Origin of the sequence: uncultured Microbulbifer sp., assembly GCF_947504145.1 — a bacterium.
Lineage (GTDB): Bacteria > Pseudomonadota > Gammaproteobacteria > Pseudomonadales > Cellvibrionaceae > Microbulbifer.
This window is the reverse complement of sequence record NZ_CANNGQ010000002.1, coordinates 282,066-300,284: the sequence shown is the minus strand read 5'-3', so window position 1 is coordinate 300,284 and position 18,219 is coordinate 282,066. Positions and strand designations below refer to the sequence as shown.

Sequence of the window (18,219 nt, the reverse complement as noted above, 5' to 3'; positions counted from 1 at the left end):
AACCGGCCAGTACCAGCGCTATTCCCGAGCAATCACAGCCGCGTCGATCAGCTTACCGGTTTCATTGAACCATTTAATCCGGTGGCCATCGGTGACCACGTGGAAGCTGGCCTTGCGCCCATAGGACCAGTTGCGCCACTGGCGCACCCACTGGTCGCCATCCAACCACCAGCGGCCGGTATCCGTCTCGTCCATTTCCACATCATTGCGGGAATAGCCCAGCATGGTGCCGTCGGGCTTCAGCTCGATACGGTAGGATTCGCCCAGTGTATTGGTGCCAAGGAAAATGGCGCCCGGCATTTCCCGCTGCAGATCCCCGGCCGCCAGGCGACGACCGCTCGCGCTTTCCAGCGCCTCTTCCTCGGCCAGCAGCTCGCCATTGATCAGCTGTGCCAGCACCTTGATCCCCGGCTCGATCTTGTCGGCATCGATGGCGGAAAAACCCAAACGCACCGCGCTGCCATCGCTTACCGTTTCCAACAACAGGCCATTCTGCTCGGCACTCACCTGTAACTGCAGCGCGTCGATATGCGCGGGCAGCTCCAGCCAGCAGGCAGTACCGCAACTGGCGCGGCGGACTTTCAGTTTCGGCAGGTGATACATCAGGGCTTCGCCCAGGGCGGCCCAGCGCTCTTTCAGCTGCTGGGTGATTTTGAACAGTGCCGCATCCAGATGTCCGGCGGCCACAAATTTGGCCAGCAGACGCTGATTCAACGCCGGCACGCGCTCGCGCAGGGTGTAGCGCAGCGCCCGCAATCGTTGAATCACCGGTTTGGGCGCAACCACAAACGCGAGCTGCATACCCGGGTCAATGACCTTGGGGAATTGATAGAGATAGATGACAGAGGTACCGCCATCCATGCTTTTCAAAGGCGGCAACGGATTGCCGTGGTAGCTGAAATCGTGATCGCAGTCGTTTTCGATCACCACCGCCCGCTGCTCCCGGGCCTGCTTCAGCAGTACTCTGCGCCGCTCCAGACTGGTGGTTACCGCGGTGGGATTGTGCACATTGGGCTGCAGGTATAGGCAGTCCGCCTGCCGGAGAAATGCATCCACTGCCGGACCGTCCGCGTCCTGGGACAGCGGCAACAGCTCCGCGCCGGTGCGACGGAATATCTCGCCGGTCTCTCCGCCGGTCGGCTTTACCAGCGCGAGCTTGCGCTGCTCCCCCAACAACAACTCACCCAGCAGATAGCAGGCCTGCTCCATACCGCTGGTCAGAAGTATCTGGCCCGGATCCACGTAAATTCCCCGCCGCGGCAATAGCCGAGTGCAGATCTGCTCGACCAGATTGCGGTCGTCTTCGTTATTCCCGAGGGTCGCCCACTGGGCCACTTCCCGCGCGGTGAAAATATCCCGGGTGCACTCCCGCCACTCCGAGCCCGGATACAGGCGCGGGTCGTATTCATTGCTGACAAAGGGAAATGGATACTGCAGCCAATTGGCCGGGCGGTTTTGCAGGGCGCGACGGCTGACAGACACTGGATTGCAGTGGGAGCGCCAGAAGCTGCGATCATCTTCATCCTGCCGCGGAATACCGCCAGCGCCGTGACTGATCACCCCCTGCTGGGAAACCGTTTCACTGACGTAAAACCCGCTGCGTTCGCGAGTCACCAGGAAACCGTCGTCCACCAGCTGCTGATAGGCAAGCACCACCGTATTGCGGGCAACGCTCAGCTGCTCCGCCATACGGCGGGAGGACGGCATCTTGTGGCCGGCGGGAATACTTCCGGAAAGAATCCCCTGGATCAGCTTTTCGCGGATCTGCTGTTGCAGACTTTTGTCTGCCGCGGGATCGAGAACGATCAGTGCTTCGCTCATGTTCGGCTCGTTATATTTGTTATCGCCTGCGATGACTTCATGTTGAGCGCAGTTTGCCCCGCGCACAACTTACATTCAAGGGAGCCGTGAGGGCCGCCCTGGCAGGCGGCAAGGGCGGAATGCTCCGCCCTGCCATATCGTCAGCCATCATGCGCATTGCGTGCCAACTTGCGCAAGCGAAACGCCAGCCACACCAGAATGACCCCGAAAGCAATCGCATAGCCCCCGATCAGCCACAACAGTGCCAGCGCACCAGCGCCGGGCTTGAGCAGCAGCACCAGGCCAAAGATCACTGACAGGAAGCCGGCAAAAATCAGCAACCACTCGTGATCAATTTCCTTGCGCAGGCGTACCGCACCGATGATCTCGAAGATACCGCGCACCAGCGCCCAGGCACCGATAAAGATCACCAGCACCAGCGCCGTCACCTGGGGATAGACAAAGGTCACGATCCCTGCGGCAACCCCGGTAATACCCACAAACAGCAACCACCACAACGAAGACCTGCTGACCTCCTTGCGCCCGGTGATGGCCCCGTAGATGGCAACAACACCGTCCATCAGCGAATACACACCGAAAAGGATGACCAGGCTGAGCAGGGAAATACCCGGCCAGACGAAGGTCAATACACCGAAAAGAATGGCGAACAGCCCCCGCACCAGTGCGACCCACCAGTTGTCGGCCATGGCGCGCAGCAGGGGGCGCGTGGAGAGATTGATTTGACCCGGGGCGGCGGCCCCGGAAGAAGAATGGACAGGCTTGTTCTCAGTAGACATCGAATGCTCCCGGCTAAAACTTCCAAGAAAGCTGGAGTTTTAGTCTCCCGGACCACAGATAGCGAGTTTATTTTCCGTCCACGGGTTCAAGCCGCGTTTACAGGCCCCGTAGAAACTCCGCGGCGTGCCGATACACACCGTCGCAGGCATCCGGCACCAGTTTCTCAATATTCAGGAAGGCGTGAATCATGTCACCGAAATGCAGGTGCTCGGCATTGGCGCCACCTTCGCGCACCTTGCGTACATACTCCACACCCTCGTCCCGCAGCGGACAAAACCCCGCGGTGATGACCAGGCTGGCGGGCAGGTTGCGGGTAAATTCACCGTGCAGTGGCGATACCTGCCGGGGGTTTTCCGCATTCTGCAGGTAGTTCTGGAAGTACCAGAGACACTTCTCCTTCTCCAGCAGGTAACCGCGGCCATTTTCTTCGATGGACGGCGCCTGCATGGTGTAGTCGAGACTGGGATAGACAAGCACCTGGGCGTCGATGCTGTGGGGCTGGTGCTGTAGCAGACGGCTCGCGGACGCACACAGCGCACCACCACCGGAATCACCCATGAGGATCCAGCGACCGTTGTGATCAATCTTTTTTCTATCCAGTGCACTACCCAGGTGGCGCACCACGTTGATCAGGTCGTTCAACCCTGCCGGGTACGGGTTTTCCGGTGCCAGCCGATATTCCACGCTGATCAGTGTGCGCCCACAGGCTTCGGCAAAGCGACGGCAAATAGGGTCGTAAACAGACACGCTGCCGGCCATATGGCCGCCGCCGTGGCAGTAGATGATCGCTGCTTTTTCCGCGGCACTTTCCGACTCGGCCGTGTTGGGCTCACCCGGTTGATAGATCCGTACCGGCACCGGGTATTCGCCACCGTGCACCAGGGTTTCACCCACCAACATTTCCGGGCCGGGCTCGACAAAATTTGTCGTCAGACTGGCGAGACTTTCGCGAGCGGAAATAGGGGTCGGCTCGAACCCCGCTTCTTTCAATTTGGCAACCTGGGCGTTGACGGCAACCAGCCATTCGCCGAGCTTGGGATTCAAAGCCAATTCACGCTGCGGCATCGCTGGCCTCCAGGTTTTCCGCTACGACTTTTTTGCCGCTTTCCGGCAACAGGAATGAAAATACGAACAGGGATGCAGAGCAGGCCACGGCAAAATACGCCGCGGTAGCGGGCTCGCCGGTCATATCGGCGAGCAGGCCCGCACCGTACATCAAACCGGTTTCCACCCCGTAGGAAATGGACCAGAACATGGCGAACGTGACGGTAATTCTGCCCGGCGTCATACCCGGTAGCTCCTGCGGCAGGGTGACCAGAGCAGTCATCGGCAGGAACATACAGAAGCCGGCAAGCGCCGCTGCGCCGTAGGCCACAAGCGGATCGCGGCTGGTGACCATCAGCGCTGCAAAGCCTACCAGTGCGAGCCCGGAGTAACGCAGCACTGGCAGGCGCAGCGCATAGCGCTTGGTGACGATGATACCCGCTACAGTGCCCACCATACCCGCGGCAATCATTACCGCAGAGAGGTGACTGCTTGCCACCGCAAAGCCATCGATCAGCGGGAACAGCGCGAATACCGCGATATAACAGAACAGTACACCGCAATAGGCCAGCGGCAGCCACCAGTTGAAACTTTCCCGGATGCCCTCTTTCAGGCCATAGTTTTCCGCGGGTTTATCTGCACCGCCAGACAGTGAAAAGTTCTCGGCACTCAGCCACCAGAGCACACCCAGCGCCAGCACCATCACACCGTAGAGCACCACCACCGATTGCCAGCTACCCAACCAGCTGAGCAGAGCGGTAGTAGACAAGAGTGCGAGCAGGTTGCCCGTATTGAAGGCCGCGGCATTGATGCCGTTGATCATCGGGCGCTCTTCAGCGGAAAAGTAATGCAGCACCACCGGGGCGAAGTAGACAATCGCCAGTGCGCCACCGAGACCCAGGGCCAATCGCGACAGCAGCCAGCCGCCATAGGTACCGGCCAGGGCCCCCAGAGCACCGGCGGCAATCAGGATAATCGCCAGTGTAAAAGCGCGCTTGGCACCGAGACGTACCAACAGGGCGGCGGCAGCCAGATTGCCGACAATCTTGGCGATGGTGATGACGTTACTGCCCCAGGTGGCATTGGCAAAACCCTCCTCGCCAAAGGACGCCTGGATCGCCGGAGTGAGGATGGCGCCGGACACCCAGCTCGCCGCGAACAGCGCGTAGGCGCTGAACATAAGAATTTCCAACAGGTATTTTTTCATTGCTCTGATACCACTTTTTATTATTCCGGATCTTACCGTTCAGACTGCGCCGCGAGGCGCCCCCTGCCTATACGACCTTGGTCGCAGAATGTGCGCTCTGTTGCGCGCTCTGCTGCAATAAGGCACGCAGCGCCGCCGGCCGCAGGGGTTTCTGCAGGAACTGCCAGCCGGCCTGCTGTGCGCGAGCCTTAACCGTATTGGTGTTTTCCGCGGAGATGATCACGCAGGGCACATCGCCGTCCCATTGCGCCAGCAGTTCCGCCGCCAGGTCGATGCCGTTGTCGCCATCGTCCAGGTGGAAGTCCATCAGCAACAGGTCCGGCTCCGCCGCCGCCAGTGCCCCGCTTCGATTCTGCGCGCACTGTACGGTGCACCCCCAGCCGCCCAGCAGAGCCGCCATGGCCTCGAGGATCGAAGGCTCGTTATCCACACATAAAATCTGCAGATTCAGTGCCGCGCCCCGCCCCGCTCCCGCTTTTACCCTGGGCGCTACATTTACGCGCGCTGCCGCACGAGGCAAGCGCACCCGGAACACACTGCCGCGCCCCGGAATCGAGGAGAGACCGATCGGTGCCTCCAGCAACCGGCACAGACGCTCCACGGTGGCGAGGCCGAGACCGTAGCCGTGCTGGCGCTGATGGCCCGCGGTGTCTTTCGAGGTGAGCCGACAGAACTCGCGGAAGATCGCCTGCTGCTGATCCGGTGCGATACCCTCGCCGGTATCCCATACCTCCAGGGAAATGCCGCCGGCATTACCGCGAACACCAATCAATACACCCCCCTCCCGCGTGTATTTGACGGCATTGTCCAGCAGGTTCTGAACCACCCGCCGCAGCATTTTTTCATCGCTCTGTACCCACAGATGGCTGCGACGGTAACGCAGGCAAATCCCGCGCGCCTCGGCAGCGAGGCGTGCCTGGGCCACCGCGTCGTCGAGGATGCTGTCGAGGGATACCGGGGCAAAGGCCGGCTTGATATCGCCGGCATCCATACGCGCGATCTGCAGCATATCGGTGATCAGCTGCTCCGCCGCGGCCAGTGCACTGTCGGCGCGGGTGAGCAGCTGACGGCTGCTGTCTTCCAGCGGGCGCGCCGCGAGCGCGTCAATAAACAGCCGGCTGGCATTCAGGGGTTGCACCAGGTCGTGGCTGGCGGCGGCAAGGAAGCGGGTCTTGCCGGCGCTGGCCTCCTGCAGTTCGGAATTCAAAGTCTGCAGTTCGTCGTTGACACTCTCCAGCTCTGCAGTGCGATGGGCCACCTTGTGCTCGAGAGAATTGCGGATGTCGGTCAGCTCCGCCACAGCGCGCTGGTAATCCGACACATCGGTATAGGTTGTCACAAAGCCGCCACCGGGCAGCGGGTTGCCGCGAATCTCCAGCACCGTGCCGTCGGTGCGGTTGCGCTGCACCCGGTAGGCGGTACCGTTGCGCAGATGTTCTACCCGCTTGTTCACATGATCTTCCACCACACCGGGGCCACACTCGCCGCGGCTGGCGTTGTAGCGCACCAGTTCCGCCACCGGGCGGCCCACGTAAATCATCTCGGTGGGGTAGTGGAAGAGCTCCAGGTAACGGCGATTCCAGGCGACCAAATTGAGGTTGGCATCCACCACCGATATACCCTGATCGATATTGTCGATGCTGCTCTGCAGCAGGCCACGCCCGAACTGATAAATGTCCGACGCCTGCTCCAGCTGCTGGGCGGTGACTTCCGGCTCGCCCAACTGCCGCACCAGGCGGCGGGCACTGGTACTGCCGACGATACCGGCGAGAATTTTTTCCACCGTTTCCCGGTAGTGCTCCGCGGAAGCGCGCGGCCTTTGCGCTGCGCTGTTTGCCTGCATCGGTGCCAGCGCCCGGTCCGCCGCATCTTCTCCCACAAAGCGCGCCAGCAACTGACGCAGGCGCGCGCGATCCACCGGTGCCACTTCGGCCGCGGCACTGCCCGGCAACCAGCGCTGTTGCAGCAGCGAGCAGACGATGAGCGCCAGGGCATTGATCCCCAACCCGAACACACAGGCAATGGAGAGCGGGTTCCAGTTCAGCCCCAGCAACGCAGCCACACGGTCCGCACCACCCAGCGCTGCCGGCAACGCCGACAAACCCCACACCAGCGTGCCCAGCAACAGGCCCACAACCACACCCGCAGCGCGCAACCGCGGCCAGCGCGCCGGCCAGGTCACTGCGGCAATCATCGCCGGGGCCAACTGCGCAGCCAGCGCCAGAGACAACAATCCAAAGGTACCCAGGCTGACACCGGAGCCGATCAGTTCACTCACCCCAAAGGCCGCCAGCATCAGCAGGCCGATGATGACGCGGCGCACCCGCCGCAAGTCACTGCCCAGCGCCACACCCGCCGGGCGCTGCTGCAGCCGCTTGAGCCACCAGGGCACAATCATGGTGTTGGCGATCATGGTGGACAGGGCGATGGTGGCGATAATCACCATGCTGGAACCGGCGGACAGGCCACCAACAAATGCCAGCAGGGCCAGCCAGGGGATCCCGCTTTCCAGCGGCACCCCCAGCACAAAGCGTTCCGCATTGGCGTAACCCGCACCACTACTGCCATCGGTACCCGGCAGCCACAACATACCGCCGTAGCCCACTGCCAGTACCGCCATGGACACCACCGCCAGATAGACCGGGATCAATTTGCGCACCGGGCCGATATCGCGCTCGTCGTCACTCTCGATCATCAGGATATGGAACTGGCGCGGCAGGCAGAAAATCGCCGCCATTCCCAGCACCACCACGGCAAAGTAACCAGTATCTGCCGGGCGCGCCTCGGCAATAGCGGCGACCTTGTCGCTCGCCAGCGCCGCGCGGGTCAGGTCCGCCGCACCGTCAAACGCGCTATTCACCACAAACCAGGCTACCGCAATCAGTGCGCCGATTTTCACCAGGGCCTCGAACGCGACCGCCAGTAACATGCCGTTGCGGTGCACACTGCTGTCGATATGGCGGGTGCCGAACAGAACCGAAAACAACCCCAGAGTCACGCTCACCACCCCGGTTACCACCGAAGCACTGATACCAGCACCTTCGACGCTGTTGGCCAGCAGCAGGAAACTGTCGGCCACCGCGCGCAGCTGCAGAGAGAGATAGGGAACAATGGCCACCACCGCCAGCAGTGCCACTACCGCAGCCAGCCACTGGGAGCCGCCGTACTGGGCACTGATAAAGTCGGCAATGGACGTGGAGCCCTGCTGCTTGGACAGGCGCACAAAGCGCATCAGCAAGGGGGCGCCGAAGATCAGCATCAGGCTGGCACCGACAAAGGTGGGAGGCAGCAGCCAGCCCTCGCTCACCGCCTGGGCGGGCACACCGAAGAACATCCAGGCACTGGTATAGGTGCCGGCCAGAGCCAGCAGCAGGGGTTTTATCGGGCGGATACGCGCAGCCGACAGCCGGTCACCCCAGAAGGCAATGGCAAACAGCATCAGCAGATAAATCAGGCCCACCGCGGCGAGCAATGTAAGGCTGAACAAATGGCGCCTCATTCATTATTTTGGTTATTATGCACAGACTAACGCATCGGCTGTTTTTTGTCCTGCCTTCCCCGCCTCCCGGGCGTCATACCTTGGTCTAGCAGGCAAGATCCGCAGCAGCCGATACAGTGCAAATCCGTAACTTAGATAAAAACCATAAACCGGTGATCGGAGAGAGCCATGCGCAAATCAATGAAATTTAACCCCCTCGCTGCAGGCATCATGCTCGCCTGCGGCGCGTCCCTCGCCTATGCAGAACCCCAACTGGAAGAAGTGACCGTGACCGCGCAGAAGCGCGAGCAGTCACTGCAGGAAGTGCCGGTGGCGGTATCCGCCATCAGCGAAGCCCAATTGATGGATAACGGCATTACCGATATGACCGAAATCCAGAAAATGTCCCCGAACACCACGCTGCAGGTAAGCCGCGGCACCAACTCCACCCTGACCGCATTTATTCGCGGTATCGGCCAGCAGGATCCGCTGTGGGGCTATGAACCGGGTGTCGGCATCTACATTGACGATGTGTACGTTGCCCGCCCACAGGGTGCGGTCATGGACGTGTTTGATGTGGAGCGTATCGAAGTGCTGCGCGGCCCGCAGGGCACCCTGTACGGTAAGAACACCATCGGTGGTGCGGTGAAATATGTCACCAAGAAAATGACGGGCGACACTGAGATCTCAATCGGCTCTTCCCTCGGCAGCTACAATCAGCGCGACCTGAAACTCAAGGCCTCTACCGGCCTGACTGAAAACCTGAATATCGGTGCTGCTATCGCGAGCTTCAATCGCGATGGCTTTGGCGAGAACGTGCGTACCGGAGAAGATCAGTACAACAAAGATATTCTGGCCGCTCGTGTTAGCCTGGAATACTCGCCAACAGAGGAACTGTTTTTCCGTTTCGCCGCAGACAAAACCACCGATAAATCAGCCTCTAAACACGGCCACCGATTTGATCCCGGTGTAAACGGTGAGCCAGTGCTCGACAGCGTTTACGACACCGAGTCCAACCTCCCGTCAGAAAACTTGGTAGAAACCAGCGGTATGTCTTTCACCGCTGAATGGCAATTATCGAACAGCGTCACAGTAAAATCCGTAACCGCAAACCGAGAAGGTAAAACGGATACCGTAATCGACTTCGATAGTGTGAACACACCGAGCTTCGACGTTCCAGCATTCTACGACGACGAGCAATTCACTCAGGAATTTCAGCTGATCTGGCAAGGTGAAAATGCAGATCTGGTCAGTGGCATCTACTACTACGATGGAACTGCTGCCGGCGCTTACGATGCCGTATTGGCACCGATTAGCGTAGCCGTGAACGGCAGTGTAGACACGCAGAGCCTCTCAGCTTACGCGCACTACAATTGGCAGTTTGCCGAGCAGTGGAACCTGAATCTTGGCGGCCGCTACACCAAAGACGATAAAGAAGCCGATGTTTACAACGCGGTAATCGCCGGTCTCGGTAGCGACTTTTCTCACGATAAATACTATGGGGACTCAGCTGATCCGGTAGTTGCTGCAGTACGCACCGACTATACCAACAGTGATTCATGGGGCGAATTCACACCGCGCGTAGGAATTGACTACCAAATCAATGACGACGCTATGATTTACGCGTCCTATGGCACAGGCTTTAAGTCCGGCGGCTTCGATATGCGCGGTGTTGAAACCGCAAACCCGCTCACCAGAGAAGGGTACGCTCCAGAAACCGTAGACACTCTAGAAATGGGGTGGAAACTCGATTTACTTTCCAACCGTTTGCGCCTCAATGGTGCCGTGTTCCGGGCAGATTACACTGATATGCAGCTGACTACTCAGCGCCTACTGGAAGACGGCACGACGGCGGGCGACGTACTCAACGCGGGTAAATCCCGTATTCAAGGTATCGAACTCGAAGCTTCTCTGGCGCTCACCGACAGTCTGTCTGCGAACGCAAACCTTGGTTTGGTAGATGCCGAGTTCGTCGAGTTTATGTCAGGCGGGGCAAACATTGCTGATACCCGCGATATGCAAAATACCCCGGACACTACCGCCATGGTCCAATTGAACTGGTCTTTGCCAGTTGCTGGCGGAGAGATGGTGGTTGTGCCTTCGGCCTCCTACCGTTCAGATACTCAGATCTTCGAAACACCGAGCATCCTCGACCAAGAGGGCTACACCCTGGTTGATCTCACTGCGACCTATTACAGCGCGAGCGGCAATTGGAACCTCGGCCTCCAGGGCAAGAACCTGACAGATACCGAATACCGTATCGCGGGATATGACTTTGGCCCGAGCTTACAGACTGCCTTCTACGGCGCGCCCCGCACTATCGCCCTCACAGGTAACTACAACTTCTAAAACACCTTCTCACACTGTCGTACATTGCATTGCAATTGGGGCCCACCGGGCCCCTTTTTTGTTTCTCCTCATCCACTCAAACCAGTTTCAGACGCCAGCCTCCTGTCGCCACAAGCTCCCAGCCGGCGCACCTTTTCGCAAATTGGCGCACATATCCACACTTTGGCAGCAGACTCTTCTAGGCTGAAAGTGAGGGCTGCAGTGAAGCGCCCTCGAACCAGCCATCGAGGTATCCGCGTGCAGAAATTGAGTTGTATTCTGCTGACGACGGCGATAGCGACAGGAATTGTTGCCGGTTGTACATCAACCGAGCCCCGGGAGAGTCAAGCAAACCGCGCATTCAGCAGCGCAGTTCCCCCACATATGGACCCGGCACATCTGTCGGTAAGGTCCTCCGACCGAAGGCCCAGGAGTGGCAGCCGCGATGCCCCCCGTTCCCTGAATGTAAATGGCACCCGCTTCCGATGCTTTGAGCAGGAGCTGGAGTCAAAAATCGTGGTGCGGTGTGTACGACAGCCCTCATAACCCGTGCCCCCCTACCCGTGTACCCCGTCAGAAGTCTGCCGCACGGGTAAAGCGGGCGCTGGCGCCCGCGCACTCCCCGTTCTGTGACCCTTTCCGCCACAAGCTGTCGTCGCTGTCCTCTCGCAAAGAGCGCAACTGACTAAGCTTTATCTATCTTTTGAGCAGGGAACGGGAAAAGGGAGCAAAAAGAATGATCCGCAAAGGAATCAACAGGGTGGTACCGGTGTGGCTTGCGGGCCTCGCCATCGTGATCGCCGGCTGTATGAATATGGGGGACAAAGATTCTGGCCCAAGCCAGAACCCGGGCTCCATGGCCAGCGTCTGCGGCGGCAAGTGGGAAATGCGCCTGCTGCGCATCAATGGCCAGGCCGTTCCTGTCGACCAGCCCGGGGAGTTCACCTTCCTGTGCAATACCGATGGCGAAGCCATGGGCAAAAGCGGCATCAATACCTACCGCGGTGCCATGCAGGTCACCACCAACGGTCAGATCCTGTGGGACACCGGCAGTTTCGCCTCCACCAAAATGGCCGGCCCACCGCAGCTGATGGAGCAGGAAACCCAGTACCTGCGCGCGCTTTCCGGCACCAGCCAGGCATTCGTGAAAAGTAGCGGCGGCCGTCTGATCCTGCGGGACGCATCCGGCGATATTTATATCGAATACATCAAATCGGGCAACTGACAGCCGCCCACCACCACGCCCTCGCTTTCATCCCCCGTGCTCTCTCCCGCCCCGGTGGCGGTCGGGCACCGGATAGAGTGGCTGGGTCACAGACAACCACCGGTATTTGGTGTTAAATGGCGCAAAAGGCCACCGGACGGATCCCATGCACCGCCTGCTCCCGCAGACACTGTTCTCCGCTAAACCCACCACGATTCTCCGCGCAGGTATTCTCAGCCTGTCGCTGTTTTGCCTGACTCAGGCCGGGTGCAGTAGTAACGACGCGCATCAGGCAGAGGCGAGCCAGGCAGCGATGACGCAAACCGGTAGCAGCGCCATCTGCGACCGCCAGTGGTTACTGGACAGCCTGTTTGTGGACGGCCGCGAGCACAAGCCCCGCCTGCTGTGGAAAAAAATGTGGCGCGACCGCCCATACCTCGGCTGCGACAAACTCGGCTTTGTGCGTGGCAGCGCCGGCTCCAACCCCTACCTGGGTAAATTCCGGCTCGACGACAACGGCTCCATCAAGTGGCTGAAGCCCCCCAAAATATCCCGCATGGTGGGTCGCCGCGACAGCAGCGAACTGGAACAAGACTTCCTGCTGGCCCTGCCACTGGTCACCCATGCCCACACCCAGGGCGATCTCCTGATTCTGGAAGGAAACGATGGCACCCGCCTTGAATTCCGACAAGCCAGCGAGGCCCCACCGGCCGCACGCTGAATCCCCCCACCCAAACGAAAAAAGGCGGCCACTAGGGCCGCCCATTCAAAAAAAGGTTCGATTCGCAATCGCGAAACTCGAACCGGGTCCTCCAACCGGAGGCACTTCCAAACTCGGAAGCAAGAATCACCAACAAGGTTGGTGCGATGCAAAGAGAGAAGAACAACGAAAACTTTCGGTTGCGCGATGAAACAACCGGACAAGCTCAATTTCGTTGTGGGAATAATATAACTGCCAGACGTGACAAACAGATTACCGAACAGGAAGTTTTCCCAAAAACTTCCTGTTCGGTTTATCGTTCACGGACGTGAACGGCGCTGGTGTTGCTCGAGGTTCTGCTGGCGTTTGCGTTCGCTCTTGCGCAGCAGGATATAGGTGGCACCCAGACCGCCGTGCTGTTTTTGGGCACTGTGAAACGCGAGCACTTCCTGTAACTGCGGTAGCCAGGCGTTGACGCAGCTTTTCAGCATCGCCGGGGTCTTACGCCCCTCGCCTTTGCCGTGGGTGACCAGGGCACAGCGCACGTCGGCTTCCGTACAATCCCGAATAAATTGATAGAGGGCACTGCGGGCCATTTCCACCGTGTGGTGGTGCAGATCCAGGCGTGCGTCCACGGTGTATTTACCCAGGCGAAGATTGCGGTACACACCGTTCTGCACACCGTCGCGCTTGAATTCAATGGGGTCAAATGGCTCTACCGGCTCGACAAACTCACCACCCAGCGGGTTGAGCTCCCGGTAGGTCTGGGCAGTGGCGGCCTCGCGGCGGGCGCGCTGGTTGAGAGGGTCTTTGGCGTCGTTGTTTAAAGTATTGCTTAACGCATTTTCGCGCTGCCTGGACGGCAGCGGTTTTACATCCCCCAGCGCACCCATCGCACCGCGAAAATCTTCCAGGTCACTCTTGTCCACCGCTTCCCCCGCTTACCTCTCACTGCCAGTAGGCGCCGGTATTCCCGCTCAGGGATCGAGAAACAGATCCACTGCCAGTTCACCGGCCTTGGCGGGATTGTGCGCATATTGCGTGAAATCTTCCACCCCGCGTTCATGCAACAGGGTCTCGTCGATCAGCTGGGCGCCGTTCAGGCCCTGATTGTCGGTGATCAGTACCTCGTAGGCGGCATCCGCCATCACCATGGGTTTGCGGCTCTGCTCGAACATTTCCCGGTTGCCGACGGCGAATTCGATAGCGGCAGTGGCGACCAGTGTGCGCGGCCACAGCGTAGCGACGCTGATGCTGGTTTTCCGCAATTCTTCCGCCAGCCCCATACTCAGAATCGTCATGCCGAACTTGGACAGCGCGTAAGGCGCAAAGGGTCCAAGCCAGCGCGGTTCGAGATTCAGCGGCGGCGACAGGCTGAGGATATGTCCGCATTCCGACTTCTTGAGATACGGAATGGCCAGGTGGGCGGTGAGGTATACGGCGCGAGCGTTCACATCCAACATCAGGTCGTAGCGCTTGGGCGGTGTGGATTCGACACTGGTGAGGTTGATGGCGCCGGCGTTGTTGATGACGGCGTCGATGCCGCCAAAGGTATCGGCGGTTTTCTTCAATGCTTCGGCGACCTGCTCTTCATTCCGCACGTCCACCTGCATGGGCAGGGCTTTACCGCCAACCGCCTCGATTTCCTCAGCGACGGAGTAGATGGTGCCGGGGAGCTTGGGGTGGGGCTCTGCTGACTTGGCGGCGATGGCAATATTGGCACCGTCCGCGGCGCACTTGAGGGCGATGGCGCGGCCGATGCCGCGGCTGGCACCGGTGATGAAGAGGGTTTTCCCTTTGAGGACGCCGGTGTTTTTGGTGAGGGTGTTGAATTCGGTCATTCGGGCGCTCCTCGGATTTCCAGTGAAATTCTGGTGGATGCGCCTGAGGCTTATCCACCAGTTTGCAGTGCAGGCGCTAGCGCCTGGCGATATCTTCGACCACAGCGGGACTGTAGATATCCTTGAAAGTTTGCGGCATCCGTTTGGGTTTACCGCTGGAGAGTTCGATGCACACCATCTGCCAAGCGGCTCTGAGCACCAGCGCTTCGTCCAGAGCGCGGTAGACCTGAAACTCACGGGTCATGTTGAGACGTCCGTCGACCATGGTGAGCCAAGTGCCGATGAGTAGTTCATCGCCCTCTCTGGCCGCCAGTATATAGTCGTACTCGGCCTGACGAATGGCCATTCCGCGGTCCATTTCCTGGTAATGGGTGACATCCAGCCCCAGTTCCACGCTGTGTAACCAGGCTGCACGCTCGCACCAGCGCACATATTCGGCGTTGTTGGCGTGGTGGAGGCCATCCACGTGTTCGGCTTCTACACACACTTTATGAATATAGGGTTGGGGGAAGTCCCACTGCATGGGGAAATACACTCCGGTTTTCTCAGATACAAAAAAGGCTCCCGAAGGAGCCTTTTTCTGAATATTCCGCGCGGATTAAGCGTCGGACTTCACTTCGCCTTCTTCAGCCTGCTGTTGCGCCTGCTGCAGAGCGGCGGCAAACAGGGCGTCGAAATTGATCGGCGGGAGCATCAGGGCGGGGAAGGAGCCCTTGGTGACGACGTTGTCGACAACTTCACGCGCATAGGGGAACAGGATGGTAGGGCAGGCGGTGTTCAGTGCTTGAGCCAGCTGCTGACCTTCCAGGCCCTTGATGCCAAACAGGCCGGCCTGCTGGACTTCCACCAGGAAAGCGGTCTCATCTTCCACTTTCACGGTGATGGTCAGGGTCAGTGCGACTTCGTACAGATCTTCATCGATCTTGGCTGTCTTGGTGTTCAGTTCCTGATTGACCTGAGGTTTCCACTGTTTCTTGAAAATCTCGGCACCCATCGGGGTCTCAAAGGAGAGATCTTTCAGGTAAATGCGCTGCATTGCGAATTGTACTTGTTGCGCGTCGCCGTTCACTGCTGCGCCGTTTTGTTCTTCAGCCATGTCACTGCCTGTCGTGTAAATTAGATTTTTGTCTGCCTTCCCTGAAAGAAAGACTCCCTGTATGGGTCTTACTTATGGGGGCCTCGAAAACCCCTTTCAAGGCATGTATCTGAAATTTCTTGGGCCGGCGACGGGCCTTACGCCAGCATCTTTTCCAGCTCGCCGCTGCGCTCGATGGCCATCAGCTCATCGCAGCCACCCACATGGTGGTCGCCAATCCAGATCTGCGGCACCGTGTGGCGCCCCGCTTTGGCGGTCATTTCTGCGCGCAGAGCGCGGTCGCCATCCACGGATACTTCCGTGTAGGGGATATTCTTGTTGTCCAGCAGATACTTCGCGCGGACACAGAAGGGACAGAAGCGGGTAGTGTAGATAACGACTTCTTTCACAACCGGGTAACCTCTTTGCTTCTCGATCGGGCGGGTTCAGTTCAGCCTTTCACCAGCGGCAGCTTCTGGTTTGACCACTCGGACATACCGCCTTCCAGGCGACGCACAGTGTAGCCCGCCTTTTTCAGCTGGCGACCTACCGGCCCCGCGTGCTGGCCCATTTTGTCAGCCAGGATCAGGGTCTTCTCTTTATAGGGTGCCAACTCGCCAATGCGCTTCTCGATCTCGCCGTGGGGGATGTGGAGGGCATCCACAATGTGCCCGGCAACGAAATCGGAGCGGTCGCGCACGTCCACTACCTTCGCATCTTCAGAGTTGATCAGGTGCGTGGCCTCGTGGGCCGATGCGGGCTTGCCCGCCTTGATACGCTCGGTAATGGCCAGCGCGTAAACCAGCGCCACCAACAGACTCACCAGCAGCCACTGCTCGCTGATAAAGACGAAAAAATCCACTTCGCCCCCAGAAATTCACAATTTGTTGTTCTTACGTGACCAGACTTCTCAGTCTGGCCCCTATGCGACCGCCGCAGAAACCCGCAATCCGGCCGCTCGAAGGTGGCGGAGTATACACCACCGTGACCACTAAATAATCAGCAATTTCGGGGATCAATCACGCGGATAGACGGTTAACACCTGACCTCGGCGGGGCAAACAGGTTAAAATCCGCCACCTGCGGTACTTTGCCGACGTAATACCCACACGAGCCCCGTCCTCTGGCAACGTCGCCGAACGATCTTCCAACAACCCAACACAGGAATTCCGATCCCATGGCATCCGAGTCTTCGCCCAAACGCCCCCTGGTACTGCTGATTCTGGACGGCTTCGGCCACAGCGAGCACGCGGAGCACAACGCCATTGCCGCGGCCAAGAACCCGGTGTGGGACAACATCTGGGCGACCCGCCCCAAAACCCTGATCCACACCTCTGGTATGGCGGTAGGCTTGCCGGAGGGACAGATGGGCAACTCGGAAGTGGGCCATATGACCCTGGGTGCCGGCCGTGTGGTGTATCAGAATTTCACCCGCATCAACAAAGCGATCAAGGACGGGGACTTCTTCAAGAACCCGGCCTACACCGCCGCGGTGGACAAAGCCATCGCCAACAATGGCGCGGTGCACATCATGGGCCTGCTGTCGGAAGGCGGCGTGCACAGCCACGACGATCACATTGTCGCGATGGCCACGCTGGCATCCCAGCGCGGCGCCAGGGCGGTGTACATCCACGCCTTCACCGACGGCCGCGACACCGCACCGCGCAGCGCGGAAGCCCCGCTGGCGCGCCTGACCCAGGTGTGTGACTCCCTGGGCAACGCGCAGATCGCCAGCGTCGCCGGTCGCTACTACGCCATGGACCGCGACAACCGCTGGGATCGCGTACAGCCGGTATACGACCTCATCACCCAGGGCAAAGCCGAGCACACTGCCGACTCCGCCCTCGCAGCCCTCGAGGCGGCCTACACCCGCGACGAGAACGACGAATTTGTGGCTCCCACCCGCATCGGCGAAGCGGCACCGGTCAACGATGGCGACGCCATGGTATTTATGAACTTCCGTCCGGACCGCGCGCGCCAGATCACCCGCGCCTTTACCGACCCGGCCTTCGACGGGTTTGCCCGGGAGAAAACCCCGAAACTGGCAGACTTTGTAATGACCACCGAATACGCCGCGGATATGCAGGCCAGCTGCGCCTTCCCGCCGGAAGCCCTGACCAACACCCTCGGTGAGTACCTGCAGAACCAGAACAAAGCGCAATTGCGTATCGCCGAGACAGAAAAGTACGCGCATGTGACCTTCTTCTTTAGCGGTGGCCGCGAAGAGCCCTACAATGGCGAGGAGCGCGTGCTGATCAAATCCCCGGATGTGGCCACTTACGACCTGCAACCGGAAATGAACGCGCCGGAAGTGACCGACAAACTGGTCGCGGCCATCGAGAGCGGCAAGTTCGACGCGATCATCTGCAACTACGCCAACGGTGACATGGTCGGCCACACCGGCGTTTTCGAAGCCGCAGTGAAAGCCGTGGAAGCACTGGATGAGTGCGTGGATCGCGTCACCAAGGCGGCCCTGGCGGCCGGTGGCGAAGTGCTGATTACCGCCGACCACGGCAATGTGGAAGAAATGTTCGACGCGGGCTCCGGCCAGGTGAGCACCCAGCACTCCACCCTGCCGGTACCCTTTGTGTACGTGGGCGAACGCAACGTCACCATGCGCGACGGCGGTAGCCTCGCCGATGTGGCGCCCACCATGCTCGCGCTGATGGGCCTGCCGCAGCCGGTGGAAATGAGCGGTGAACCGCTGGTAAAACTAAACTGACCCGGACTGATACTCATAGCGAA

At 59.6% G+C, this 18,219-nt stretch carries 15 protein-coding genes; 4 read left to right on the top strand and 11 right to left on the bottom strand.

Annotated features, from left to right (window positions below; all coding sequences use genetic code 11):
* Positions 1-18: 18 nt before the first annotated feature.
* From Q1A74_RS07920 to Q1A74_RS07900, 5 genes are all read right to left on the bottom strand, one after another.
* Complete coding sequence (locus tag Q1A74_RS07920; protein ID WP_299594423.1) at positions 19-1,821, bottom strand: PLP-dependent aminotransferase family protein; 1,803 nt, start codon at positions 1,819-1,821, stop codon at positions 19-21.
* Between the two features lie 140 nt (positions 1,822-1,961).
* The gene (locus tag Q1A74_RS07915; RefSeq protein WP_299594421.1) at positions 1,962-2,597 is read right to left on the bottom strand and encodes an HdeD family acid-resistance protein; all 636 of its coding nucleotides are present in this window, start codon (positions 2,595-2,597) and stop codon (positions 1,962-1,964) included.
* Positions 2,598-2,694: 97 nt separating this feature from the next.
* Positions 2,695-3,663, bottom strand: a complete 969-nt coding sequence (locus tag Q1A74_RS07910; RefSeq protein ID WP_299594419.1) for an alpha/beta hydrolase — start codon at positions 3,661-3,663, stop codon at positions 2,695-2,697.
* Positions 3,650-4,849: an MFS transporter gene (locus tag Q1A74_RS07905; protein ID WP_299594417.1), complete on the bottom strand. Its 1,200-nt coding sequence runs from the start codon at positions 4,847-4,849 to the stop codon at positions 3,650-3,652. Before Q1A74_RS07905 ends, Q1A74_RS07910 begins: the two co-directional genes overlap by 14 nt.
* 67 nt (positions 4,850-4,916) lie before the next feature.
* On the bottom strand, positions 4,917-8,348 hold the full coding sequence (locus tag Q1A74_RS07900) for a PAS-domain containing protein (protein ID WP_299594415.1): 3,432 nt from the start codon (positions 8,346-8,348) through the stop codon (positions 4,917-4,919).
* Positions 8,349-8,516: 168 nt separating this feature from the next.
* On the opposite strand from Q1A74_RS07900, the gene Q1A74_RS07895 reads away from it, so the two are divergent.
* From Q1A74_RS07895 to Q1A74_RS07885, 3 genes are all read left to right on the top strand, one after another.
* A complete protein-coding gene (locus Q1A74_RS07895) occupies positions 8,517-10,676 on the top strand; it encodes a TonB-dependent receptor (RefSeq protein ID WP_299594413.1) in 2,160 nt (719 codons plus the stop codon).
* 715 nt (positions 10,677-11,391) lie between these two features.
* Positions 11,392-11,880, top strand: coding sequence for an META domain-containing protein (locus tag Q1A74_RS07890; RefSeq protein ID WP_299594411.1), 489 nt, complete (start codon positions 11,392-11,394; stop codon positions 11,878-11,880).
* 145 nt (positions 11,881-12,025) lie between these two features.
* On the top strand, positions 12,026-12,580 hold the full coding sequence (locus tag Q1A74_RS07885) for an META domain-containing protein (RefSeq protein ID WP_299594409.1): 555 nt from the start codon (positions 12,026-12,028) through the stop codon (positions 12,578-12,580).
* A gap of 299 nt (positions 12,581-12,879) precedes the next feature.
* On the opposite strand, the gene smrA is transcribed toward Q1A74_RS07885, so the two are convergent.
* From smrA to Q1A74_RS07855, 6 genes are all read right to left on the bottom strand, one after another.
* Positions 12,880-13,488: a DNA endonuclease SmrA gene (smrA, locus tag Q1A74_RS07880; protein ID WP_299594407.1), complete on the bottom strand. Its 609-nt coding sequence runs from the start codon at positions 13,486-13,488 to the stop codon at positions 12,880-12,882.
* 48 nt (positions 13,489-13,536) lie between these two features.
* Positions 13,537-14,400 (bottom strand): NAD(P)-dependent oxidoreductase, encoded by an 864-nt coding sequence (locus Q1A74_RS07875; RefSeq protein WP_299594405.1) that lies wholly within the window; start codon positions 14,398-14,400, stop codon positions 13,537-13,539.
* A 76-nt stretch (positions 14,401-14,476) separates the two neighbouring features.
* On the bottom strand, positions 14,477-14,923 hold the full coding sequence (locus Q1A74_RS07870; protein ID WP_299594403.1) for a thioesterase family protein: 447 nt from the start codon (positions 14,921-14,923) through the stop codon (positions 14,477-14,479).
* Between the two features lie 75 nt (positions 14,924-14,998).
* Positions 14,999-15,496, bottom strand: a complete 498-nt coding sequence (secB, locus tag Q1A74_RS07865; RefSeq protein ID WP_299594401.1) for a protein-export chaperone SecB — start codon at positions 15,494-15,496, stop codon at positions 14,999-15,001.
* A gap of 137 nt (positions 15,497-15,633) precedes the next feature.
* The gene (gene grxC, locus Q1A74_RS07860) at positions 15,634-15,885 is read right to left on the bottom strand and encodes a glutaredoxin 3 (RefSeq protein ID WP_299594398.1); all 252 of its coding nucleotides are present in this window, start codon (positions 15,883-15,885) and stop codon (positions 15,634-15,636) included.
* A 41-nt stretch (positions 15,886-15,926) separates the two neighbouring features.
* The gene (locus tag Q1A74_RS07855) at positions 15,927-16,337 is read right to left on the bottom strand and encodes a rhodanese-like domain-containing protein (protein ID WP_299594396.1); all 411 of its coding nucleotides are present in this window, start codon (positions 16,335-16,337) and stop codon (positions 15,927-15,929) included.
* Between the two features lie 314 nt (positions 16,338-16,651).
* Here Q1A74_RS07855 and gpmI point away from each other — a divergent pair, with 314 nt between their 5' ends.
* Positions 16,652-18,196: a 2,3-bisphosphoglycerate-independent phosphoglycerate mutase gene (gene gpmI / locus Q1A74_RS07850; protein ID WP_299594393.1), complete on the top strand. Its 1,545-nt coding sequence runs from the start codon at positions 16,652-16,654 to the stop codon at positions 18,194-18,196.
* Positions 18,197-18,219 lie beyond the last annotated feature (23 nt).